This is a genomic window from Bradyrhizobium sp. SEMIA, from assembly GCF_014844175.1.
In the GTDB taxonomy this organism is placed as follows: domain Bacteria; phylum Pseudomonadota; class Alphaproteobacteria; order Rhizobiales; family Xanthobacteraceae; genus Bradyrhizobium; species Bradyrhizobium arachidis.
This window is the reverse complement of record NZ_CP046601.1, coordinates 7,576,654-7,600,027: the sequence shown is the minus strand read 5'-3', so window position 1 is coordinate 7,600,027 and position 23,374 is coordinate 7,576,654. Positions and strand designations below refer to the sequence as shown.

The window sequence follows — 23,374 nt, the reverse complement described above, 5'->3', positions numbered from 1 at the left end:
GTGCCTCTCCTGACTCACGCCGATGCCGCGAAGACGTGCTTGTTCCAGTTCGACCAGAACGCGCGCATCTGCAACTCGTCGTCATAAGCGGGCGTCTCCTTGCCCATGCCTTTTGAAATGTCGTTCCACTGCGCCTCCGTGGCGTTGCGGAAGCCGCGCTGGCACTGCTCCAGCGCCTCGACGTCGTCGGGCGTCGCGAAGCCGCCGGGGCCCAGGAATTCAAGGAAATTGAACAGGCGGTACTTGCGCGCCCAGTCGGTCTCTTCCCGTGGTGCCAGCGCCCATGCGCTGACGGTCATGAAATCAGGCGCCTGCGGATAATAGGTGCGGATCGTCACGGCCATGATGTCGTTGACGACGAGGTTGGGGAACACGAACAGATTGCGATTGTAGAGCGCGATGCGCTTGGCGCGCTCCTCGCCGAAGCGGGTCACAAGTCCCTGGTAGAGCCGGTCGATCTCGCGCTTGCCATCGTCGCCCCACATCGGAACCCATTGTGCGACCGGACGTCCCCACGGCGCCTTGTACTCCAGCACTGCATGTCCATTGCCGAGATCGCGCGCGGCACCCTCCAGCGGCACCGGCACGAGGCCGCCATTGGTGGCTTTGAGGTAATCGAAATAAGTCGCGTGGGTGGTGAGTGCGTGATAGCCGTCGATCGAGTTTTCGGTGAGCAGCTTCCAGTTGGCGCGCATCGAGTATTCTTGCGTGCCGCCGACGATGGTCATGCTGGTTTCGGCCTGGTCGCCGATGATGTCGAGATATTCCTTGACCGGGCCGAGATAAGTGTCGAGCGTCTCGGCGTTCCGGTCGAAGCATACGAAACAGAAATCGCGGTAGGTTTCGAACCGCGGCACCGGCTGCATGTTGGACGTGCTGCGCTCCTTGAAATCAGGCGCATAGGAAGCCTCGCCGGGCTGACTGCGCAACGCGCCGTCGAGCCCAAAGACCCAGCCGTGATAGAAGCACTGGAAGGACTTTGCGTTGCCGTGCTTCTCGCGGCAGACCTGCGCGCCGCGATGCGGACAGGTGTTGAACATGGCGCGCAAGCCTCCCTTGGCGTCGCGCGCAAACAGAATGCTGCGCCCGCCGACCTGGCGGGTGACGAAATCGCCGGACTTGGGAAGCTCGGAGGCATGGCCGAGATAGAGCCAGCATTTGTCGAAGATGCGCGCGCGCTCGGCCTCGAGAATGTCGGGGTCGACGAAAGCCTGGCGGGAGACCTTGAAGATCTGCCTGGCCTCGTCGACCATCAGCGCCGTGTTCATTCGCTGGAACGCATTCATTGCAGTCCCTCCCTCGAATATCTCAATGTGATTTCAGCGCGGATCTGAGGTCGTAGCCCGGAGCCTCCAGATCGGCGCGCCGCGGCCTTGCGTTGGCGGCGATGACCCGCCGCAGCATCGCCATGTCCTTCGCCGCGTTCACCGAGAGCGCACCCACAAGCTCGGCGCCACGCATGGCTATGATTGAAAACCGATCGCCGTTCGGATCGCCGCGGGCGACATGCTCCGCATCGCGCATATCTCCTGTGACCTGGATGTTCTGGTCGTATTGGTCGGTCCAGAACCACGGAGGATCATTGTATTCCACGGTCTCGCCAATCATGTTGGCGGCGACCGAGATCGCCTGGTTCTGGGCGTTCGCCCAGGTCTCGACGCGGATCGCGCGGCCGTGGCATCGGCTCCATTGCAAGGCGGCATCACCCGCGCAGAAGATGTCGGGAGCAGCGGTGCGGCCGCAGGCATCGACGGCAATGCCTTCGGCCGCGGGCAGACCGAGCCGGACGGCGAGTTCGGCCGAAGGGGTGACGCCGACACCGACCAAAACCAGATCGGCGGCGATCTCCGCGCCGTTGCTCAAATCGACCGAACGTGACGTGCTTCCGGTCACCGTCGCGCCGAAGACAAACGTGACACCGTGACCGCGGTGCCTGTCGGCAACGAGGCTGCTAACCAGAGGCGGAAACGCGCGTGCGAGGAGGCGCTCCTCATTCTCGATCACGGTGACATGGCAGCCGCTCCTGGCAGCGGCGCAAGCGGCTTCGAGGCCGATGACGCCGCCTCCGACGATCGCAATGCGCGACTTTGCCTGGATATGACGACGAAATCGGAGCGCGTCCTCGACGCTGCGCAGATACTGCACCTCGATCTGCGCATCTTCCAGCGCGGAGAGCCGCCGCGGCCGCGTTCCGGTCGCAAGCAGCAGGCCGTCGAAACGGAAGTTGCGGCCGTCCGCAGTCGACACGATGCGGCGATCGGCATCGCACTCGATGGCCGCAGCGCCGGTCTCGATGCGGATATCAAGTGTCTTGGTCCAGTCTGCGGCCTGCTTGATGTAAGCGACAGGCGCATCAGAAGATTGCAGCAGGCTCTTTGAGAGCTGCGGCCGTTCGTAGGGTGGATGAGGCTCTTCGCCAATCATGGTGATCGAGCCCGTGAAGCCGCGCGCCCGCAGCGCTTCAGCTGCCCGCGCCCCGGCCTGGCCGGCTCCAGCGATCACGATGTCGTTCATCGTTCGCGCCACGCTCGCTTCGCTCCCTGATGCGATCGCCGACCGCACTGTTCGTTAGATTGTGCACTAGCATACGAATATTGGATTGGATAGATAATAAAAACAGTCCAACCTGCTTGTAAGTGGCCGGCCCTGCATGTTCCGAGCTGTCTGGTCGCGGGCGCAGCATTCAAATCTGTCGGGGAAACGTCTTGGTCGAAGCGATCGACACCCATACTCATTTCGTCCCGCGGCACATTCCGGCGGACTCCGCCCGCAATCCGCTCTGGCCCTCGGTTGAGCTGCGGGACGCATCGGCCGCCGTCATGGTCGGCGGTAAGGTGTTTCGGGTGATCGATTCCCGAAGTTGGGACGCGCGCCGCCGGCTCGACGATATGGCGATCGACGACGTCCAGATTCAGGTCCTCTCGCCCATGCCGGAATTGCTGTCACACTGGTTTCCACCTGCCGACGCGGACGCGTTGTGCCGCCATGTCAACGAGGGGATTGCCGCGCTATGCGCGGACCATCCGCGGCATTTCGTCGGCATTGGAATGGTTCCCATGCAGGATGTCGCGCTTGCCGTGCGGCACATGGACGACATCAGATTGCTTGGTCTGCGCGGCATCGAGATCGGCACGCACATCAACGGCGTGCCGCTCGGCGACGTGCGCCTCGATGACGTCTATGCCGCGGCGGAGCAGGGCGGGTTGATCGTGATGATCCATCCGCTGCATCCTCTCGGGCTTGATCGAATGGGCGGTCGCCCAGAGCTTGCGGCTGTGGCCGCATTTCCATTGGAGACGGCTTTCGCCGCCGTGTCATTGATGACCGGCGGTGTGCTCGAGCGCTTTCCCTCCTTGCGAATCCTGCTCAGCCATGGTGGCGGCGCGCTGTCCTGGCTATTGCCGAGATTGGGCCACGCTTTTGGGATGGGACCACCGCTGGAGAGCCTGTTTGCAAGGAATCCGACAGAGATCGCTCGATCCTTCTACTACGACACGATTCTCTACGACGGTGCGGCGTTGCAATACCTGGCCGACAAGGTCGGCACGAATCAGCTCGTTGTGGGATCGGATTATCCGTTCACGATCAAGCAGGACAAGCCTGCGCAATTCGCCGAACAAGTCCTGTCTGTTGCGCGTGCGGAGCTATCCGCCAATGCGAAGCGGCTGTTTGCGCTCCGGTAGGGAGGAGAGATTGGGACAGTGCTATTCCTATCGCCAATTCTGCTCGCTCGGCCCGTTGCCGCCGCGCACGCCGGCGCGGCCGGATCCGCAGGTGCCGAAGGACTACAAGCTCGGTCCGTGCGCGCACGGCAAGATCGGCGCGTTCTACTTTTACGCCGAGGGCTCGAAGGATGACCCCGCCTTCGGCTTCTGCGAGATCGAGCTGTCGGTCCAGCGCGTGGCTGAGAACAGACTGCGGCTCGAACTCTACTGCATCGCCGACGGCTATCAGAGCGCGCGCGGGGTGGGGACGAGCCATCCGCTGAAGATTGCGGTGCTCGCTGGCGAGACCGTTCTGGGGACCACGAGCTGGCACTTTCCCGACGTGATCTGCGGCCACGCGGATCCCATGCACTTTGCGGCCGATATCGGCCTCGACGACGCGCTCTTTCCGAGACTCGATCGTGTCGAACTGAGCAGGACGAGCGGCGAGTCGGCGCCGTGCAGCTAGCGAGACATGCATCGGACGCAGGCGGATGTCCGGCCGATGGACGAACGTTCCTCCAGATCGTAAAGTAGAGTACGATCAGAACAAATCGGGGACTGCGGCCACTGCTGTGCCGCAGCGTGGGAACGTCAAGCGCTTCAGGCCCAAGGAGAATCCATGCGAGTTCGGGATGCGATCGTTCTGTGCCTGATCACCGTGTCGATCGCGGCGTCCGGATGGCGGCAGGCCGCAGCGGAATCATACCCGTCGCGACGCATCAATCTCATCGTGCCGTTTCCGGCAGGCAGTGCAACCGATGCCGTGACGCGGCGTCTTGCCGAAAGCATTCGCATCGAGACCGGTGCGACCGTGCTGATCGAGAACAAGCCGGGAGCCGATGGCAATCTGGCGGCGCTTGCGGTTCTGAAGGCTGAGGCGGACGGTTACACCGTGTTCGTCACCACGAACTCGACGCAAGCGGCCAATATCAACCTGTTCAACGCGATGCCCTATGATCCCGCGGCGGACTTTGCGCCCGTGGCGGGGATCATGACCATTCCGATGATGCTGGCCGTCAAGCCGGAGTTTCCGGCACAGAGCGTCGCGGAGTTCATCGCCATGGCGAAGACGCGCGAGAAGCCACTCTCATTCGGAAGCGGCAACACGTCGAGTCGGGGTGCTGCGGAGTTGTTTCGGGCCAGGGCCGGAATCAACATGCAGCATGTTCCGTATCGCGGGATGCCACAGGCTCTGACGGATGTGCTGGCGGGCGAGATCGATTGCGTCTTCGCCGATCCGGCGAGTGCGCAGGGCTTGATCCAGGATGGTCGGTTGCGCGTCCTTGCCGTGACGAGCAGCGATCGGCTGGCGGGGATGCCCGACGTCCCAACGCTCGCGCAGGCCGGCCTATCTGGTGCCGAGCTGACCGCCTGGGTCGGCGTGTTCGTGCGGACAGGCACCGCGTCCGACATCGTGGCGAAGCTCAGTCAGGTCGTGCTGGCCTTCGTCAACAACAAGGAGACGGCGGACTATCTCGAATCCGTGGGGGCCAAACCGTTTCCGGCCGGAGCCGACCGGCTGAAAGCGTTCGAGGAAGCCGACACACGACGCTGGGCAGAGATCGTCGCGATCGCGAAGATCGAGAAGAAGTAGGTCAATCGCGGAGCACCGCCGTTCCCCGGTCGAGCACCACGACGTCGCGCTCGATGACGCGTGAGCGAAAGCGGATTTGGCCACCGACGGAGAGGAATTCCGTTCGGATAGTCTCTCCTGGAAAGACCGGACGACTGAAACGGGCCGATAGCGAGAGAAGACGTTCGGGGCGGCCATCGGCGAGGGTGGCGACGACCGCGCGCGTTGCGATTCCTAGCGTGCACAGGCCGTGGAGGATCGGGCGGTCAAAGCCGGCCCTTGCGGCGGCGTCGGGATCGGCGTGTATCGGATTGTAGTCGCCGCTCAGCCGATAGATCAGTGCACTTTGGGGCAGCGTCGCAATGTCCTGGGTCCGCGAGGGGGCCTGTTCCGGAAGGGCGGTAGGCTCGGCCGGGACATTGCCAAAGCTGCCGCAGCCACCGTCGCCGCGCAGAAACAGCACGCTGTGAACCGTCGCCAATTTCAGTCCGCTGACGGCGTCGTCGAGTGTCTTGACGAGGTGAAGGATCGCGCCTTTTCCTGCACCCTTATCCGCCACGCTGACAATCTCATAGCTGGCTCTCACCGTGCCTTCGGCCGGCATCGGAGCGTGAATTTCGAAGTGCTGCTCACCGTGCAGGAGCTTTAGCCAATCGATGCCGAGCTCGGGCCGTTTCGCCCAGAACCCGGGATGAGCGAGGACACAGCAGATCGACGGCACGGCCTTGAGATTTGCCTCATAGACGAAATCGAGCTGCGCCGGGTCGAGTGGATCGGAACCAAAGCCGAGGCCGAGCGCGTATAGCATGGTGTCGCGACGGGTATAGCTCTGCGTGACTGGCTCAAAACGGAAATTTCGTACGGCTTCGAGGTTCAAGATGTCCTCCCATGCTGGCGAGTCCCGATTCATCGGCGTGCGGTTCGAATGGCAGTTGCAATCATGCTCCATCACATAGTACACAAGCGTACTAATTCGCGAATGGCGACGCAATGGGAGCGGAAAGGGAGAGCGCCGTGAAGTGGGATGCTGGCCATTCAAGTCGGGCGGCCCGTGTCGCGAGCCTTTGCAGGCGGCTTTTTGGCGGCCCCGGAGGTCGCGACGCCGTCCGGGCCGCGGCGGTGATCCTGGTTGGTCTGCACGCAAGTCAGGCCGCGGCTGGAGAGAAGCGATATGGACCGGGTGTCACCGACACCGAGATCAAGATCGGCAACACGTCGCCCTATAGCGGCCCGGCGTCCGCCTTCAGCATGGTCGCCAAGACCGAGGAGGCCTACTTCCGCAAGGTCAACGCAGAGGGTGGCATCAACGGCCGGCGCATTGTCTTCCTGTCATACGACGACGCCTACTCGCCGCCGAAGACGGTCGAGCGGACGAGGCGGCTGGTCGAGAGCGACGAGGTTCTGCTGGTCTTCAACGCGCTCGGCACCGCGGCCAACTCGGCCGTGCAAAAATATCTGAACGTCAGGAAGGTGCCGCAATTGTTCGTGTCGAGCGGAGCGGCCAAGTGGAACGATCCTCAGAACTTCCCCTGGACGATGGGATTTACCCCAAGCTACGAGACCGAGGGCTACATCTGCGCAAGATATGTGCTGCGGGAACGGCCGACGGCGAAGATCGCGATCCTCTTTCAGAACGACGACTTCGGAAAGGACTACCTCAGGGGGATCAGGAAGGCGCTTGGCGACAAGGCCGCGTCAATGATCGTGGCGGAGGAAGCCTTCGACGTGTCGGAGCCGACGATCGATTCGCACCTCGTCAAGCTGAAGGCGACCGGCGCGGACGTGTTGTTCGATATCGCAACGCCGAAATTTGCGGCCCAGGCGATCAAGAAGGTGTCGGAACTCGGCTGGAAGCCGCTGCATCTTCTCAGCTATGTCTCGGCATCGATCGGCAGCGTGATCAAGCCAGCAGGGTTCGAGCATGCGCAAGGCCTGATCTCGGCAGCCTATTTCAAGGATCCGAACGACCCTGCTTGGGCGGACGATTCCGGCCTCAAGGAGCTCAACCGATTTCTGGACGGCTATTTTCCCGGCGCTGATCGCAGCGATACGCTGATCGTGAACGGCTACAACACGGCGCAGGCGCTCGTCCATTTGCTGAAGCAGTGTGGCGACGATCTCACGCGCGAGAACGTGATGCGGCAGGCGGCCCAGCTGAAAGAGGTCGAACTGGGCATGCTGCTTCCCGGCATCCGCTTGAATACGTCACCGGGCGATTTTGCCCCGGTGAAGCAATGGCAGTTGATGCGCTTCGATGGAGCCAACTGGCATCTGTTCGGCGACGTCATGAGCGGCGAAACGAAGAATTAGGCAGGGAGACGACAAATGGGACGACTATGTGCCGGGCGAGTTGCGATCGTGACGGGTGCCGGCCGCGGGCTCGGTCGCCAATACGCGCTGATGCTGGCGGAGCAGGGCGCCAAGGTTGTCGTCAACGATCTCGGCAGCACGGCAGCAGGTGAGGGCGCCGATCTCTCGCCCGCTCAAGAGGTTGTCGATGAGATCAGGCGCGCCGGCGGCGAAGCCATCATGAACGGCAGCGACGTCAGCAACTGGGCCGGCGCCAAGGCGCTGATCGATGCCGCCATCGACGCTTTCGGCCGGCTCGACGTTCTCATCAACAACGCGGGTATTCTGCGGGATCGCATGATGGTCAACATGACCGAGGCGGAATGGGACGCGGTGATCAAGGTGCATCTCAAAGGTACCTTCGCCCCGTCTCACCACGCCGCGCAGTACTGGCGCCAGGAAACCAAGAAGCAGGGAGCGCCGGTCAGCGCCCGCCTGATCAATACCTCGTCGGCCTCCGGATTGTTCGGCAATGTCGGCCAGAGCAACTATGGGGCTGCGAAGGCCGGTATCGCCGCCTTCACCATCATCAGCGCGATGGAGCTCCGCCAATACGGCATCACGGTGAATGCGATCGCGCCGCGCGCGCAGACCCGCATGACCGAAGGATTGCGTGAGCGCACCGAGGAGGAGATCAAGCGACGGAATCCGCGTTGGGTCGCGCCGATCGTGGTCTGGCTCGCGAGCGAAGAGTCAAAAGACGTGACTGGTCGCGTATTCGAGGCCGGCGATGGGATTCTCAAGGTCGCAGAGGGCTGGCACGCGGGCCCGGGAATTGACCCGGTCGAGGATCCCAACGAACTCGGCCCTCAGGTGGCGAAACTGATGCAGGAAGCGCGGCCCAACGCCGATATCTGGGGGCGCGACATCGTCTCATGAGCTTCCCAAGGACTCCTCCCGGAGCACCTCGGGCGGGTGGCTGGCCTCAGGCCGCCGCCCGCCGTTTTTTCCGGGTTTTGGACCGCGGCGCCTCTTCCTCCTCGTCCTCGCCGCTCTCGGTCTCCGTGCCATCCGACATGGCCAGAAGGTTGTGCTTCATCGCAAGGAGGGCCTCCGAAGCGGCTTCCAGCTGCTTGCGGTCGATGCCGTTGACGATCCTTGCATTGAACTTGTCGGTTTCCTTCCGGAGCTTTTCGAGGAACCCGCGGGCCTGCTTGGTGACATAGACGCGCTTGATCCGCCGGTCGACCGGATCGGCCTGCCGTATCACGAAGCCCGATGTCTCCAACCGGTCAATCAAGGCCCCGACGGCGACCTTGCCGACGTCGAGCTCGTTGGCGAGCTGCACCTGGGGAAGGCCGTCCTTGCGCGAAATGAACGCCAGGACCCACCATTGCGAGCGTGTGATCCCGAGCGGCGCGAGCGCGCGATCGAACATCATCCTCCTGAGCCGCGATACGTCATGGATGAGATATCCAAGCCGAAGATCCCAATCGGGCTGTTCAACCATCGATGTTTCCCTTGAGGCGAGCCGGAGGCAGAGGTTCAACTAATACCATACACCAGCGTATTTTAAAGGAAAGGTCGCTGGATCGGGCGGAAATCCCCCGATTTACTTGGCGGAGCGAGGATTTACAAAAGAAGTACGCTAGTGTATTAGTTTTTGCAGGGTGCCGGTCCTTTGGACGTAGAAGCGCCCGCCTGACGGGAAGCCGATCGCAGGAAGGAAGTGCCCATGTTCGATGCTGCTGTGCTCAAGGGAAAGCGCATCCTGGTTACGGGCGGAGGGACTGGCCTCGGCAAAGAGATGTCAGTCGGTTTCGCCGCCCACGGCGCTCACGTCTACATCTGCGGGCGGAGGAAAGAGGTTCTCGATCAGGCCGTGCGCGACATCGCCGAACGGTCAGGGGGAACGGTCTCCGCGCTGCTTGCCAACGTGCGTGATCCCGACAGCATAGAGGCTATGATGTCCAGCATCTGGGCGGAGGGGCCGCTCACCGGGCTCGTCAACAATGCCGCGGCCAACTTCCTCGCCCCCACTGAAAGCCTCTCGCCGCGCGGCTACGAGGCGGTCCGCTCCACGGTGATGGATGGCTCGTTCTATGCCTCGCTTGCCTGCGGCAAGCGGTGGATCGCCGCGGGCCTCCCAGGCAGCATCATCAGCAATCTGGTCACCTGGGTGTGGACCGGATCGGCCTATGTAGTGCCCTCGGCGATGGCGAAGGCCGCCGTGCACGCCATGACCATGTCGCTCGCGGTCGAGTGGGGACCCAAGGGGATCCGCGTCAATGCCATCGCGCCTGGCCCGTTCCCGACTGAGGGGGCGTGGGACAAGCTCAATCCGCTCGCCGAGACGGGCGTCGGCGCGACCCAGGCCGAGGAGGTGCCGCTGCGCCGTTTCGGCAAGATGGATGAGCTGCGCAATCTCCTGATCTTCCTGATGTCGGATGGCTCAAGCTACATCACGGGGGACACGATCAGCATCGATGGCGGGCATCATTTGGCCGCGCCGAGCACTTTTGCGGGGCTTTCAAAACTCTCGGCGACCGACTGGCAGCGTGCGCGCGAAGCCATTCAAGCGTCGGTCCAGAAGGAGAAACAGGCGCGCTCGATCTGAGCTTCTGGCGGGCGGGATTTGAATGCATCGAAGGGAAGAGCCGATGGGACTGGCCATATCGACCAAGAGCTTTGAATGCACCATCGACGGTGGTCTTGCCCATATCGCTCTGGATCAGCCCGCCCGTGGCAACCCGATCGATGGTGACTTCTGCCGCGAATTCGGCCTGGCGATTGCTGAGCTGAGCGAGCGTGCCGACGTGCGGGCCGTGCTGCTATCCGCCCGTGGGCGATTGTTCAGTGTGGGCGGCGACCTGATGGCGCTGGTGAAGCAGGGCGACGCGCTGCCTGCAACGATCAAGGCCTGGACCGCCGATCTTCACGTCGCGCTCGCAAGGATGGTGCGCATGCGGTCCCCCGTTGTCGCAGCAGTTCATGGCAACGTCGCGGGCGGCAGCGTATCGCTGATGGCGGCCGCGGACCTCGTGGTGATGGCGGAATCGGCGAAGATCTCGGCTGCCTTCTCCAGGATTGGCTTCAGCCCGGACAGTGGGTCGACCACGACCGTTACGCGGCGCATCGGCGTCGCGCGCGCAAGGCGGTTTTTCCTGCTCGGCGAGACGCTCGATGCTGCGACGGCGCTGTCGCTCGGATTGGTTGATTTCGTCGTTCCGGATGCTGCGGTGCGGACCGAGGCTGCGCAGCTCGCAAAGGAATTTGCGGCAGGCCCGACCGAGGCGTTTGGCGCGATCAAGCGTCTGTTTTCGCAAACGGCCGATCGGTCGTTCGAGAGCCAGCTCGAGGAGGAGGCGCAGACGCTCGCCGCGATGTCGCGAACGGCCGATGCGCAGGAAGGCGTCAGGGCCTTCGTCGAGAAGCGAAAGCCGGTGTTTTCCGGACGATGAATACCGCCGGAAGCGACAATTCGACCATTGGCACCAAATCGTACGCTACAGTAACGTATCATAACGAATGAATAGTCCGGCAATGAGCCGGAAAGGACACCAGTAGAGGGAGAAATGATCGTGGTCGCGGCCCTACGAGACACGTCTCATGCGAACTTTCGGCAAGCCGGCTACTGGCTGGACAAAACCGTCGATCAGCTTCTGACGGAAGCCGTTGCGAGAGCTCCCGACAAGGTCGCGATGGTCGCCGACCGCGCCGATCGCGACCAGGCCCCGCGCTTCACCTATAGGGAGCTGGATGATCTCGCCAATCGGGCCGCGAGTTCGCTGCTGCGGCTCGGCGTCGGGCGTGGCGATGTCGTCACCGTGCAATTGCCCAATTGGTGGGAGTTCGTCGTCACAGCGTTCGCATGCAGCAAGATCGGCGCGGTCATGAATCCGGTGATGCCGATCCTGCGCGAGCGCGAGCTGGTCTACATCCTGAACTTCTGCCAGGCGAAGGTTTTCATCGTACCGAAACGCTATCGCGGCTTCGACTACGCGGCGATGGCGCAGGGCATGCGCGCCGAGCTGCCGCATCTGAAGCACGTGATCGTTGCCGACGGCGAGGGCGAGACTGGTTTTGAGAGGATGCTGCTATCAGCCGACGCGGGCGAGCTCCCGCCCGGCTTGCGCCCGGACGACATGGCCGTGCTGATGTTCACGTCGGGCACGACCGGCGAGCCCAAGGGCGTCATGCACACGTCGAACTCACTGATTGCATGCTGCAAGGCATTGTCGGGCCGGTTCGGTCTTGATTCCAGCGACGTGCTGCTGGTGGCCTCTCCGGTCGGCCACATGACTGGCTATGCTGCGATCGTCCTGTTGTCGGTCTATCTCGGCGGCACGATGATCCTTCAGGACATCTGGGAAGCCAAGCGTGGCGTCGGCCTGATGGCTCGGGAAGGGGTCACCTATACCGCGGCGTCGACGCCGTTCCTGAGCGACATCTGCGAGGCCGTGAAAGGTGGTTCGCCGCAGCCGAAGAGCCTGCGCTCCTTCCTGTGCGGCGGGGCGCCGATTCCGTCGGCTCTGATCGAGCGTGCGGCCGGTGAACTCGGTCTCAAGGTCTGCTCGCTCTGGGGCATGACGGAAGTGTTGTCGGGGACGCTGACAGAACCGTCACGCGCGGCCGACAAGTCGGCGAGCACGGATGGCCGATCGCTGGAGGGAATGGAAGTCAGGATCGTCGACACCGAAGGCAATCCGGTGCCTGCGGGCGAGCCGGGTCGATTGCTGGTCCGAGGCGCCCAGATGTTCAAGGGCTATTACAAGCGGCCGGAACTGCCGACCTTCGACGGCGACGGCTGGTTCGATTCCGGCGACCTCGCCTATATGGACAAGGACGGATACATCCGGATCTCCGGACGCGTGAAGGACATCCTGATCCGTGGCGGCGAGAATGTGCCGGTCGTCGAGATCGAAAACCTGCTCTACAAGCATCCCGCGGTTTCCGCCGTCGCGGTCGTTGGTTTTCCGGATGCCCGGCTCGGCGAACGTGGCTGTGCATTCATCGTGCCTCGCAGCGGCAGCACGATCGACCTGACGGCGGTACAGGCCTATCTCGGCGAAGCGAGGATGGCGAAGCAATTCTGGCCGGAACGTATTGAGCTTGTGGCCGAGCTTCCGCGCACGGCCAGCGGCAAGATCCAGAAATTTAGACTGCGCGAGCTTGCAGCGGCGTTTGCCGAAGCAAAGTAGGCTATTGGTCGGAGTAGGTCGGAGTCCGTCGCTCGCGAAACGCGGCGACTGCTTCCGCATGATCATCGGTTTCGAGGAGGATGACCTGCTGCCGGTCCTCCATCATCAGCGCCGCATCGAGGCTCGGCGCGTCGATCAGCGTGTTGAGGGCCTGCTTGGTCATGCGCAGCCCCATCGGCGACACGCGCAACATATCCTCGGCGAGCGCGAGGCCCTTGGTGAGAAGATCTTCGGCAGGAACGACGTCGCTCACCAGCCCGATCGCTTTCGCCCGTTCAGCCTTGAGGAAGCGGCCAGTAAGAAGAAACTCGGAGGCCACCGACAGGCCGACCAGGCGCGGCAGCAGATAGCCCGAGCCCATGTCGCAGCCTCCGACGCCGATGCGGATATAGGCGGCGTTCATCCGCGCGTCCGGCGTCGCAAAGCGGACGTCGCAGGCGAGCACGAAGGAGAATCCGGCGCCGCATGCTGCGCCGTGGACGAGCCCGATGATCGGCTGCGGACACGACCGCATCAAGCGGATCACGCCGGAATAGTTCTGCTGCATCTTGAGCTGACGTTGAGGGCGGCCCGTGCCGGGTGCGGCAAACGCATCCGATCCGAGCTCGGCGCCGGCGGAGAATTGAGGCCCGTTGCCGCGAAATAGCACGACGCGCGTCGTCGGCCGGTCGTGCAGGCCGGAGAAATAGGCGGTCAGTTCCGCGATCATGTCGGGGGAGACGGCGTTGAGCTGGGCCGGCCGGTTCAACGTCAGGATATCGATCGCGCCGCGGCTCTCGACGGTGATGGTGCTCGGCTGCGTCATGGGCTCGCTCTCCATCGTTGATTGTCTTTGATGGCAGATAGTAATAAAGTGTACGATCATGGAGTGCAATGCCGTCCTCGCAGCGAGAACGGCCAACGATACGACCTTCAAGGGAGACAGGAGATGCCATACCAGTCCGTGTTCAGGCCGGACCTGTTCGAGGGGCAAACCATCATCGTGACCGGTGGTGGCAGCGGGATCGGGCGCTGCACCGCTCACGAGCTCGCGGCCCTTGGCGCGAACGTCGCAATTCTCGGCCGTACCATGGAAAAGTTGGTCGAGGTCCAGCGCGAGATCGAGGACGATGGCGGACAGGCGATGAGCCATGCCTGCGACATCCGCGATGAGGCCATGGTGGTTGGCGCGATCGATGCCGTGCTCGCGCGTTATGGACGTATTGATGGCCTCGTCAACAATGCCGGTGGGCAATTTCGTGCGCCTTTGAAGACGATCTCGACCAAAGGGTTCGAGGCTGTCGTGCGCAACAACCTGACCGGCGGCTTCATCTTCATGCGCGAAGTCTATAATCGCTGGATGGAGGCCAATGGCGGGTCGATTGTGAACATCATCGCCGATATCTGGCATGGCTGGCCCGAGTTCGGCCACTCCGCGGCCGCCCGCGGCGGCATGCTCACCTTGACCGAGACGGCCGCGTGCGAATGGTCATCCTCAGGCGTCCGCGTCAATGCGGTCGCCCCCGGTGGCATCGTCTCCAGCGGGTTCGATACCTACACGCCGGAGATGCAGAAGAAGCTGCATGACTTCACTGCAGGCGTGCCGCTTCAGCGCTTCGGCACGGAAGCCGAGATATCGGCCGCAATCACCTACCTGCTGTCGCCGGCGGCCGCCTATATCACCGGATCCTGCGTCCGCGTTGATGGCGGCACGCCGAATGCCCGCACGACATGGAAGCTCGAACCGCACAGCCGCAGCCTGCCGTTCGAAGGCTTCCATCGCGCGAAACTGCCCGAGGTGATGAAGCGGAAGGCCAGCGCGTAGCGGCCCGCCGCCGAAAGCGCGATGAGATTGGGGTGAATCGTCATCGCGCTTTAGGTTGTTGTTTGAGCATGATCTTTCCGGAAAACCGCTTCGCACTTTTCCGGATCATGCTTTAGTCCACCGCGATGATCAGCTTGCCCTGGTTCTCACCGCGGTAAAGCCGTGCGATCGCGCCGGGGGCGTGCTCCAGTCCCGGGAGGACCTCCTCATCGTGGACGATCTGGCCGGCAAGCGCGAGCTCGGCAAGGCGCGCCGCGGCGGCGTCGAATTCCGCGAGATGATCGAAGATGATGAAGCCTGACCAGCGCAGCCTGCGCGTGAGGATCTCACGTTCGGGGCGCGGGCCGGTCGGGACGGGAGTCCAGGACGCGTTCGCGGCCGTGCCGCACTGGATAATGCGTCCACGCAGCCGCATGGTCCGGATGGCGGCATCGGCGATTGCGCCGCCGGTGTTGTCGAAGAAGATGTCATTGCCATCAGGGCACGCCGCGCGAATGGCCGCGCCGAGGTCGCCAGCCTCGCGGTAGTTGATCATGTCCTGATAGCCGTAGCGGGCCTTGGCTTGTGCCATCTTGTCGGCGGAGCTGGTGAGCCCGACGGCGCGGCATCCGGCAATGCGTGCGAGCTGGCCGACAAAGCTTCCGACGCTGCCGGCAGCAGTCGACACCAAGACGTGCTCGCCGGGCTTGGGATCGCCGAGGCCGTGAAAGGCAAGATAGGCGGTCAGGCCGTTCATGCCGAGTACGCTGAGATTGGCGCTGAGCGGGAGGGCGGACGGAACGACGCGCCGCAGAACGGCGTCGGGTGTGGCGACGCAATAGCGCTGCCAGCCAAACCATCCATAGACGAACTCGCCTGCGCGAAGCTCCGGCACATTGCTTTCGATAATTTCCCCCACGGCCAGCGCGCGCATCGGCGTGTCGAGTGGCACGGGGGCGCTATAGTTCCCCTCATCATTGGCCCACCCGCGCTGCGCCGGATCGACCGAGAGATAGCGGTTTTCGACCAGGATCTCGCCTTTGCCGGGTCCGGCCACGGGCTCCGTCATGAGTGAAAAATGCTCGGCTTGCGGTATCCCACGTGGCCGGGCCGTCAGCCGAACCTGTCGATTTTCGCGGGCGGACATGAGCGATCCTCATAATTAGTACGCTTGTGTACGATATGAGTATACGGTAGAACTTGGTCGGGAGACAAGGACATCGCGGCGGCTGCGGGCCGCCTCACCCTCCAAATAGATGACAAGAGGCAAGCAATGGCGGGGCTCTATTTCGAGCAGTTCTCGGTCGGACAGACCTTCGTTCATGAAATCCGGCGCACCGTGACGGACATGGACAACATCCTGTTCTCGTCGCTGACCTACAATCCGGCGGCGGTCCATATCGATCACGACTACGCCAAGGGCACCGAGTTCGGGAAGCCCTTGATGAATTCGATCTTCACGCTCGGCCTGATCATCGGACTATCGGTTCAGGACACGACGCTGGGAACCACCGTCGGCAATCTCGGAATGGAGGACACCAAATTTCCGCGGCCGGTGTTCGCCGGTGACACGCTGCGAGCCGAAACCAAAGTCGTTGCCGTCAGGGAAAGCAAGTCGCGTCCGACGCAGGGCATCGTGACGTTCGAGCATCGCGGCTTCAATCAGCGCGACGAGGAAGTGGTTTACTGCCGCAGGAGCGGGTTGATGATGCGGAGGCCCGCATGAAGCTCCGCTCGCTGCTCTTTGTGCCTGCCGATAGTGAACGCAAGTTCGCCAAGGCGGACGGCATCGGCGCCGATGCGCTGATCCTCGACCTCGAGGACTCCGTGGCCCCGGGACGCAAGGCTTTTGCGCGAGGTGCCGTGAAGGATCTGTTGGGCGGCGGGCCGCGCAACTGGTCGTTCCTGGTCCGCATCAATCCGTTCGGGACGGGGCTCACGCTGGAAGACCTGGCGGCGGTGGTTCGTCCGGGTCTCGATGGTCTCCTCATCCCGAAGGTCAACGGCATCGAGGACGTCGACCTCGTCTCGCACTATGTCGATGTGCTGGAGGTCGCGACCGGTATTCCGCCGGGGCACGTCAAGCTGTTGGTTGTTGCGACCGAAACACCGGCCGCCATGATCGGGTTCAACGGCTACGCGCGCAAGAACGAGCGGCTGGTTGCCATGACCTGGGGGGCGGAAGACCTGAGCGCGGCCCTGGGCGCGCTCACGAACAAGGAGGCGGACGGCAACTGGACCTTCCCCTACCAGGTGGCGCGCGCGCAATGCCTGTTCGCCGCGGGTGCAGCCGGCGTCGCCGCGCTGGATACGCTCTATGCGGACTTCAGGGATCAGGATGGCCTCGCCGAAAGCTGCCGGCTGGCGCGCCGCGACGGTTTCGTCGGCCGCGTCGCGATCCACCCGGCTCAAGTCGCGACCATCAATACCTGTTTCACGCCCTCGGATGCCGATCTCGCGCATGCACGTCGCGTCGTCGCGGCGTTTGCCGCGGCGCCTGATGTCGGCACGGTCGGGATCGACGGGAAGATGTACGACATTCCGCATCTGGTCGCAGCGCGGCGCACCCTGGCGTCGGTCGGGGAGGGACATTCGAATGGATAGCAGGTCATTTTCCAACCAGCTCGACGTTCCGGAAGATCACGCCGCAATCCGCGAAGGCGTGCGCGCGGTCGTCACGCGGTTCGATGACGAGTACTGGCTGGCCCGCGACGACGACGGCGAGTTTCCCCGCGAGTTCCATCGCGCCATGGCGGACGCCGGCTGGCTCGGCATCACCATGCCCGAGGAGTATGGCGGTGCAGGGCTCGGCGTCACCGAGGCCGCCATCATGATGCATGAGGTCGCGAGCCATGGCGGCGGGATGACGTCGGCGTCGGCCGTGCATATCAACCTGTTCGGGCCGCATCCGATCGTGGTGAAGGGGACTGACGAGCAGAAGCGCCGCTGGGTGCCGCGCCTGGTGTCGGGCGAGGACCAATGCTGCTTCGGCTTCACCGAGCCGGATGCCGGACTGAACACTACCCGTATCAAGACCTTCGCCGAGAAGGTCCCCGGTGGTTATCGCGTGCACGGACAGAAGGTCTGGACGTCCACGGCACAGATCGCGAACAAGATCATGCTGCTGACGCGGACGACGAAGTTCGAGGACTGCCAGCGGCCGACCGATGGCATCACCATCTTCTATACCGATCTCGATCGTTCCAAGATCGAGGTGCGGCGTATTCCCAAGATGGGCCGCAGGGCCGTCGATTCCAACGCCATCTTCATCGATGGCCTCTTCATCCCCGACGCGGATCGCATTGGCGAGGAAGGCAAGGGCTTCTCCTATATCCTGCACAGTCTCAATCCCGAGCGCATCCTGATCGCGGTCGAGGCGATCGGAATCGGGCAGGATGCGCTGCGACGCGCAACTCGCTATGCCAAAGAGCGGGTCGTGTTCGACCGTCCGATCGGCCAGAACCAGGGCATCCAGCACCCGCTGGCCGAGAAATGGATGTACCTCGAGTCGGCTTGGCTGATGGCGATGCGCGCCGCCTGGCTCTACGATGCCGGAAAGCCGTGTGGCGCCGAGGCCAACAGCGCCAAATTCCTCGGTGCGCGTGCGGGGCATGATGCCGCCTGGCAGGCGATCATGACGCATGGCGGCTTCGGTTATGCCAAGGAGTATCACGTCGAGCGGCTGTTCCGCGAAGTCTCGATCACCCGCCTTGCACCGATCACCGAGCAGCTCATGCTGAGCTTCATCGCCGAAAAGGTGCTCGACCTGCCGAAGAGCTACTGAACGCGCGCATCAGAGACTGCGGGAGATCAACTCCCGCATGATCTCGGACGTGCCGCCATAGATCCGCAGCACGCGTGCGTCCGCAAACAGGCGGCAGATCTCGTATTCGCGCATGAAGCCATAGCCGCCGAAGAATTGCAGGCACTGGTCCACCAGTCGCCCGTGCATTTCGGTGACCCACAGTTTTGCGGTCGAGGCGGCGTAGGTCGTCAACTCTCCACGAACATGCTGGGCGAGGCACTGATCGACATAGGCCCAGCCGACCTGAAGGTCGGATTTGAGGTCCGCGAGCTTGAAGCGCGTGTTCTGATAGGAGCCGATCGCCTGTCCAAACGCCTTGCGCTCAAGGACGTAGGCCCTGGTGATGTCGAAAGCCTTCTGCGCTGATGCGATCGAGTGAAGGGCGATCGTCAGGCGCTCCTGCGGCAGCTCGCTCATCAGCGCAGCCATCGCGCCACCCTCCGAACCGAGCAAATTGGTTACGGGAACGCGGACCTGATCGAAGAAAAGCTCCGATGTATCGGAAGAGAGATGACCGAGCTTGTCGAGGTTGCGACCGTGGCGAAATCCGGGCCGATCGGTTTCGACGAGGATCAGGCTCATGCCGCGCGATCCGACGTCCGGATTGGTGCGCGTCACGGCGATGACGAGATCGCACATCTGGCCGTTCGAAATGAAGGTCTTCTGACCGGAGATGACATACTCATCGCCGTCGCGCACGGCACGCGTGCGAATGCCCTGGAGATCGCTGCCGGTCCCGGGCTCGGTCATGGCGATGGCGCAGACGATCTCTCCCGAGACCATGCGCGGCAGCCATTTCTTCTTCTGCTCTTCCGTGCCGTAGCTCAGGAGATACCCGCAGCAGACGTCGTTGTGGACGGAGAAGTCGGTCGCCGGACCCGCAAAGCCCGAATAGGCGAGTTCTTCGATGACAACGGCATTGTGCCGGAAATCGCCGCCGATGCCGCCGTACTGCTCGGGCACCTGGGGGCAGAGCAGGCCGGCTTGGCCTGCCGCCGGCCACAATGCGCGATCGATGATCCCGGCCTTCTCCCAATCCTGGAAGTGCGGCGCGATCTTCGCGGCGGCGAATCGCCGGACGCTTTCGCGCAGAAGGGTGTGCTCTTCGTCGAATACGGGGCGATTGGGCAGCATGTCCGTCGGCCACGATTTGAGGGTTGGAAGCGTTGAGAGTTTAGAAGGCGACCTTGTCGCCGCCCTTGAGCTGAAGGATTTCACGCGCTTCGTCGGCACTAGCGATCTCGAGCCCGAGTCCTTCGATGATCTTGCGCACCTGCGTCACCTGCGCGGCATTGGTCTCGGCGAGGCGGCCTGCGCCGAGCCATAGGCTGTCCTCGAGCCCGACGCGAACGTTGCCGCCCATCGCCGCTGCCACGGCCGCAACCGGCATCTGCGCGCGCCCGGCGCCAAGGACCGACCAGCGGTAGTTGTCGCCGAATAACCGATCCGCCGTTCGTTTCATGTGCATGACGTCGTCCGGATGCGAGCCGATGCCGCCGAGCAGTCCGAAGCACGTCTGGATGAAGAGCGGCGCCTTCACCAGCCCCTCCGTCCAGAAATAGTGCAGATTGTAGAGATGGCTCGTGTCGTAACATTCGAACTCGTAGCGCGCGCCGGAGCTGTTTAGCGTCTCCAAGGCGTAGCGGATATCCTTGAACGAGTTGCGGAAGACGAGGTCGTGAGAGCCCTCCAGCATCTGCGGCTCCCACTCATATTTGAACGACTTGTACCGCTTCAGCATCGGAAACAGGCCGAAGTTCATCGACCCCATGTTGAGGCTCGCGACCTCCGGCTTCCAGGTCGCAGCCGGACGCACACGCTCCTCGACCGTCATGTACGGCGAGCCGCCCGTCGTCAGGTTTACGACGACGTTGGAGCTCTGCTTGATCACGCGCAGGAACGGCTCGAACGCCTCCGGCGACTGATCCGGCCGTCCATCGGCCGGATTGCGCGCGTGCAGGTGCACGATCGCGGCCCCAGCCGCCGCAGCGCCGAGCGCGGCCTCGGCGATCTCAGCCGCGGTCACCGGCAGATGCGGTGACATCGTCGGCGTATGGATCGATCCCGTGACCGCGCAGGAGATGATGACCTTGTGGGGCGCCATGAGCGGCCTTTAGCGCGCAAATTTGTGGAAGTCCGGGTCGCGCTTCTCGTTGAAGGCCGCGACGCCTTCCTTCGATTCCGCCGTGTCGTAGAACAGCTTTACGGCGTGGAGCGCGAAGTTGCTGATGCCGCGGATATTGTCGGAATCTGCGTTGAAGGATCGCTTCGCCAGCGCAAGCGCGGTCGGCGAGCGCTGCGCGAGCTTGTCGGTCCAGTCCTTCACGGCGGCATCGAGCTGCGCCATGGGGACGACCTTGTTGACGAGACCCATCTCGCGCGCCTGTTCGGCGGTATAGCGCTCATTCAAGTACCAGATCTCACGCGCTTTCTTGTCGCCGACATGACGGGCGAGGAAGGCCGTTCCCCAGCCTGCATCGACTGAGCCGACCTTGGGGCCGACCTGGCCGAACTGGGCGTGCTCTGCGGCGATGGTGAGATCGCAAAGGGTTGCGAGCACGTTGCCGCCGCCGATGGCAAAGCCATTTACCCGGGCGATCACCGGTTTCGGTACGTCGCGGATCAGGCCCTGGATCTCGTCGATCGGCAGGCCGACCACGCCGCGGCCGTCGTATTGGCCTTCATGGGCCGATTGATCGCCGCCGGTGCAGAACGCCTTCTCGCCGGCGCCGGTGAGCACGATGCTGGCGACGTTGCGGTCGTTGCCGGCGAGCTGGAAAGCCTGGATGAGCTCGTCCAGCGTCCGCGCGCGGAATGCGTTGTAGACCTTCGGACGGTTGATGATGATCCACGCGGCGCGATCGCGGATTTCGTAGATGACGTCGGTGAATTCTTTGGGATCGGTCATGGGATTTCCTCGCGCAGGTTAGATCATGTTCATTCCGCCGGAGACGGAGATGGTTTGCCCGGTGATGAATTTGCCGTCATCGGAGGCAAGCATCGCGACGATTCCGCCGTAGTCCTCGGGCTCGCCCATGCGACGCAGCGGGATGCCTCTGAGCATGGCATCCTTCCATTTCACCGCGTGCTCGCCTTCGCCCAGCACCGCGGCCATCATCGGCGTGTTGGTGGGGCCGGGGCAGACGGCATTGAGCAGGACGTTCTTCCGCGCCAGCTCGCGCGCCAGCGACTTGGTAAAAGAAATGAGTCCGCCCTTGCAGGCGGAGTAGACGGCCTCATCGCTGGTACCAACGCGCGCCGCATCGGATGCGATATTGACGATCCGGCCGCCGCCGCGCTCGGCCATCAACGGTGCAATCGCCTTGTGGGTATTGAGCGGCCCATAGAGGTTGATGCGGATGATCTTGTCCCACAGCTCACGATCGGTCTTCAGGAACGGCATCGGCCGGTCCCACCCGGCATTGTTGACCAGGAGCCAGATCGGCCCGAGCTCGGCCTCGACCTTGGCGACCGCGGCGTTGACAGACTCCGCATCGCCCACATCGACGGCATAGGTCTTGATGACGGCCTGCGGTGCGAGCTTTGCGGTCTCTTCGCCGCCTTGCGGGTTGATGTCGAAGATCGCGATCTTGCAGCCCTCTTCGGCCAGCCGCAGCGTTAATCCTCGTCCGATGCCCTGTCCGCCGCCGGTCACGACGGCAACTTTTCCCGATAGGCCCTTCAACGTCGATCTCCCTTGTCGTTTGTCGTTTCTTTGGCGGCCTTCGATGGGCCGAAGGCGTCGGCCCTATGAGGCGGACCCGTTCTTCTGAATGTCGTATCCGCGCTGCGAGTACATTTGTCGCGCGATGATCGTCTTCATGATCTCGATCGAGCCGCCGGCGATCTTGACGACGCGTGCGTCGGCATAGGCCCTCGCGATCGGATACTCCCACATATAGCCCCAGCCACCGAACAGCTGCAGACACTCGTCGACCGTCTCGCAGTGCAGCTCTGACGTGAACATCTTGGCCATGGCGGCGTCGACGGGATCGAGCTTTCCTTCCATGAAAAGGGCGATGCACTTGTCGGTGAAGACGCGCGCGACGGCGGCCTTGGTCCTGAGCTCGGCCAGCTTGAATTGCGTATTCTGGAAATCGGCGAGCTTCTGCCCGAAGGCGCTTCTTTCCGAGGTGTATTGCAGCGTCCAGTCGATCACGGTCTCGGCAACGGTCGCCGACCGGATGGCTTGCGCCAGACGCTCCTGCGATAGTTTTGTCATCATCTGCGCAAAGCCCCGGCCTTCCGCGCCGAGCATGTTTGTGGCGGGAATGCGGACATTGTCGAAGAACAGCTCGGAGGTATCTTGCGCCCTCATGCCGAGCTTTTCCAGATTGCGGCCGCGCCTGAAGCCGGGCCGATTGCTTTCGACGATGAACAGGGTCACGCCCTTGGCGCCGGCCTGGCCGTCGGTCTTGGTCGCGAGCACGATGAAGTCGCACAGCTGGCCGTTTGAGATGAAGACCTTCTGGCCGTTGATGACGAACTCGTCGCCGTCGCGCGCAGCGCGGGTGCGGATCGCCTTGAGGTCGCTGCCGGCGTGAGGTTCCGTCATACCCAGAGAGCCGATGGCTTCGCCGGATACCATCTTCGGCAGCCATTTGCGCTTTTGCGCCTCGCTCCCGAAGGACAGAAGATAAGTCGCGACCAGGTCGGTGTGGATGAGAAAGCCGGGACCGCTGGCGCCGGCCCGCCATAGCTCCTCGAACACGACGACATCGAAGAGGTAGTCGAGGCCCATGCCACCATATTCCTCAGGGACAGTGCAGCAGAGCAGGCCGGCCGCGCCGGCCTTCAGCCACAAATCCCGCGGGACGATGCCGTCCTCTTCCCATTGGGCGTGAAAGGGCACGATTTCGCGCTCGACAAAGCGGCGGACCGTCTGCCGGAAAATCTCGTGTTCCTCGCGAAAGATCGTGCGTTCGATCATTGTCAAAGCGCTTCCTGTCTGATTTAGTTTGCTAGTGTACAGTATTTGATCGTGTCGTACAACTCGAAAAGACAGGCGTGCAAGTA

Annotated in this window: 23 protein-coding genes; 12 read left to right on the top strand and 11 right to left on the bottom strand. The window is 63.0% G+C overall.

What is annotated here, in order from left to right; all coding sequences use genetic code 11:
• Window positions 1–14: 14 nt before the first annotated feature.
• Window positions 15–1,286, bottom strand: coding sequence for an aromatic ring-hydroxylating oxygenase subunit alpha (locus FOM02_RS36560; RefSeq protein WP_035729352.1), 1,272 nt, complete (start codon window positions 1,284–1,286; stop codon window positions 15–17).
• A 22-nt stretch (window positions 1,287–1,308) separates the two neighbouring features.
• On the bottom strand, window positions 1,309–2,514 hold the full coding sequence (locus tag FOM02_RS36555) for an NAD(P)/FAD-dependent oxidoreductase (protein ID WP_265440860.1): 1,206 nt from the start codon (window positions 2,512–2,514) through the stop codon (window positions 1,309–1,311).
• Window positions 2,515–2,705: 191 nt separating this feature from the next.
• Here FOM02_RS36555 and FOM02_RS36550 point away from each other — a divergent pair, with 191 nt between their 5' ends.
• The 3 genes from FOM02_RS36550 (at window position 2,706) to FOM02_RS36540 (ending at window position 5,301) form a co-directional block, all read left to right on the top strand.
• A complete protein-coding gene (locus tag FOM02_RS36550) occupies window positions 2,706–3,683 on the top strand; it encodes an amidohydrolase family protein (RefSeq protein ID WP_051377677.1) in 978 nt (325 codons plus the stop codon).
• 10 nt (window positions 3,684–3,693) lie between these two features.
• Complete coding sequence (locus FOM02_RS36545) at window positions 3,694–4,173, top strand: hypothetical protein (protein ID WP_027564460.1); 480 nt, start codon at window positions 3,694–3,696, stop codon at window positions 4,171–4,173.
• Window positions 4,174–4,326: 153 nt separating this feature from the next.
• On the top strand, window positions 4,327–5,301 hold the full coding sequence (locus FOM02_RS36540; protein WP_092218344.1) for a Bug family tripartite tricarboxylate transporter substrate binding protein: 975 nt from the start codon (window positions 4,327–4,329) through the stop codon (window positions 5,299–5,301).
• 1 nt (window position 5,302) lies between these two features.
• Here the strand turns inward: FOM02_RS36540 and FOM02_RS36535 are convergent, their stop codons facing one another.
• Window positions 5,303–6,157 carry a MaoC/PaaZ C-terminal domain-containing protein gene (locus FOM02_RS36535; RefSeq protein WP_027564459.1) on the bottom strand — a complete coding sequence of 285 codons (855 nt, stop codon included), beginning with the start codon at window positions 6,155–6,157 and terminating at the stop codon, window positions 5,303–5,305.
• Window positions 6,158–6,399: 242 nt separating this feature from the next.
• Here FOM02_RS36535 and FOM02_RS36530 point away from each other — a divergent pair, with 242 nt between their 5' ends.
• Together FOM02_RS36530 and FOM02_RS36525 are read left to right on the top strand one after the other, a co-directional pair.
• Window positions 6,400–7,590, top strand: coding sequence for an ABC transporter substrate-binding protein (locus FOM02_RS36530; protein ID WP_027564458.1), 1,191 nt, complete (start codon window positions 6,400–6,402; stop codon window positions 7,588–7,590).
• Between the two features lie 15 nt (window positions 7,591–7,605).
• Window positions 7,606–8,508 (top strand): SDR family oxidoreductase, encoded by a 903-nt coding sequence (locus FOM02_RS36525; protein ID WP_027564457.1) that lies wholly within the window; start codon window positions 7,606–7,608, stop codon window positions 8,506–8,508.
• Window positions 8,509–8,554: 46 nt separating this feature from the next.
• Here FOM02_RS36525 and FOM02_RS36520 read toward each other — a convergent pair whose 3' ends face one another.
• The gene (locus tag FOM02_RS36520) at window positions 8,555–9,079 is read right to left on the bottom strand and encodes a MarR family winged helix-turn-helix transcriptional regulator (protein WP_063617235.1); all 525 of its coding nucleotides are present in this window, start codon (window positions 9,077–9,079) and stop codon (window positions 8,555–8,557) included.
• A 225-nt stretch (window positions 9,080–9,304) separates the two neighbouring features.
• On the opposite strand from FOM02_RS36520, the gene FOM02_RS36515 reads away from it, so the two are divergent.
• From FOM02_RS36515 to FOM02_RS36505, 3 genes are all read left to right on the top strand, one after another.
• On the top strand, window positions 9,305–10,186 hold the full coding sequence (locus FOM02_RS36515) for an SDR family oxidoreductase (RefSeq protein WP_027564456.1): 882 nt from the start codon (window positions 9,305–9,307) through the stop codon (window positions 10,184–10,186).
• 43 nt (window positions 10,187–10,229) lie between these two features.
• Window positions 10,230–11,030, top strand: a complete 801-nt coding sequence (locus tag FOM02_RS36510; RefSeq protein ID WP_027564455.1) for an enoyl-CoA hydratase/isomerase family protein — start codon at window positions 10,230–10,232, stop codon at window positions 11,028–11,030.
• A 114-nt stretch (window positions 11,031–11,144) separates the two neighbouring features.
• A complete protein-coding gene (locus FOM02_RS36505) occupies window positions 11,145–12,770 on the top strand; it encodes an AMP-binding protein (protein ID WP_027564454.1) in 1,626 nt (541 codons plus the stop codon).
• Window position 12,771: 1 nt separating this feature from the next.
• Here the strand turns inward: FOM02_RS36505 and FOM02_RS36500 are convergent, their stop codons facing one another.
• A complete protein-coding gene (locus FOM02_RS36500) occupies window positions 12,772–13,575 on the bottom strand; it encodes an enoyl-CoA hydratase/isomerase family protein (RefSeq protein WP_027564453.1) in 804 nt (267 codons plus the stop codon).
• A gap of 123 nt (window positions 13,576–13,698) precedes the next feature.
• Here FOM02_RS36500 and FOM02_RS36495 point away from each other — a divergent pair, with 123 nt between their 5' ends.
• Window positions 13,699–14,574, top strand: a complete 876-nt coding sequence (locus FOM02_RS36495) for an SDR family oxidoreductase (protein WP_027564452.1) — start codon at window positions 13,699–13,701, stop codon at window positions 14,572–14,574.
• Window positions 14,575–14,686: 112 nt separating this feature from the next.
• Here the strand turns inward: FOM02_RS36495 and FOM02_RS36490 are convergent, their stop codons facing one another.
• Window positions 14,687–15,700 carry an NADP-dependent oxidoreductase gene (locus FOM02_RS36490; RefSeq protein WP_027564451.1) on the bottom strand — a complete coding sequence of 338 codons (1,014 nt, stop codon included), beginning with the start codon at window positions 15,698–15,700 and terminating at the stop codon, window positions 14,687–14,689.
• A 126-nt stretch (window positions 15,701–15,826) separates the two neighbouring features.
• Here FOM02_RS36490 and FOM02_RS36485 point away from each other — a divergent pair, with 126 nt between their 5' ends.
• From FOM02_RS36485 to FOM02_RS36475, 3 genes are read left to right on the top strand one after another with little or no spacing between them, the layout of a single operon-like run.
• Window positions 15,827–16,279 carry a MaoC family dehydratase gene (locus FOM02_RS36485; protein ID WP_027564450.1) on the top strand — a complete coding sequence of 151 codons (453 nt, stop codon included), beginning with the start codon at window positions 15,827–15,829 and terminating at the stop codon, window positions 16,277–16,279.
• Window positions 16,276–17,157 carry an HpcH/HpaI aldolase/citrate lyase family protein gene (locus tag FOM02_RS36480; RefSeq protein WP_027564449.1) on the top strand — a complete coding sequence of 294 codons (882 nt, stop codon included), beginning with the start codon at window positions 16,276–16,278 and terminating at the stop codon, window positions 17,155–17,157. The genes FOM02_RS36485 and FOM02_RS36480 overlap by 4 nt, the downstream gene beginning before the upstream one ends.
• Window positions 17,150–18,337: an acyl-CoA dehydrogenase family protein gene (locus tag FOM02_RS36475; RefSeq protein ID WP_051377680.1), complete on the top strand. Its 1,188-nt coding sequence runs from the start codon at window positions 17,150–17,152 to the stop codon at window positions 18,335–18,337. The genes FOM02_RS36480 and FOM02_RS36475 overlap by 8 nt, the downstream gene beginning before the upstream one ends.
• Before the next feature lie 9 nt (window positions 18,338–18,346).
• On the opposite strand, the gene FOM02_RS36470 is transcribed toward FOM02_RS36475, so the two are convergent.
• From FOM02_RS36470 to FOM02_RS36450, 5 genes are all read right to left on the bottom strand, one after another.
• Window positions 18,347–19,492, bottom strand: coding sequence for an acyl-CoA dehydrogenase family protein (locus FOM02_RS36470; protein WP_027564447.1), 1,146 nt, complete (start codon window positions 19,490–19,492; stop codon window positions 18,347–18,349).
• A 40-nt stretch (window positions 19,493–19,532) separates the two neighbouring features.
• Window positions 19,533–20,462 carry a 3-keto-5-aminohexanoate cleavage protein gene (locus FOM02_RS36465; RefSeq protein ID WP_027564446.1) on the bottom strand — a complete coding sequence of 310 codons (930 nt, stop codon included), beginning with the start codon at window positions 20,460–20,462 and terminating at the stop codon, window positions 19,533–19,535.
• Between the two features lie 9 nt (window positions 20,463–20,471).
• A complete protein-coding gene (locus FOM02_RS36460) occupies window positions 20,472–21,266 on the bottom strand; it encodes an enoyl-CoA hydratase-related protein (protein ID WP_027564445.1) in 795 nt (264 codons plus the stop codon).
• 18 nt (window positions 21,267–21,284) lie between these two features.
• Window positions 21,285–22,043: an SDR family oxidoreductase gene (locus FOM02_RS36455; protein WP_027564444.1), complete on the bottom strand. Its 759-nt coding sequence runs from the start codon at window positions 22,041–22,043 to the stop codon at window positions 21,285–21,287.
• Window positions 22,044–22,106: 63 nt separating this feature from the next.
• The gene (locus FOM02_RS36450; RefSeq protein WP_028146198.1) at window positions 22,107–23,288 is read right to left on the bottom strand and encodes an acyl-CoA dehydrogenase family protein; all 1,182 of its coding nucleotides are present in this window, start codon (window positions 23,286–23,288) and stop codon (window positions 22,107–22,109) included.
• Window positions 23,289–23,374 lie beyond the last annotated feature (86 nt).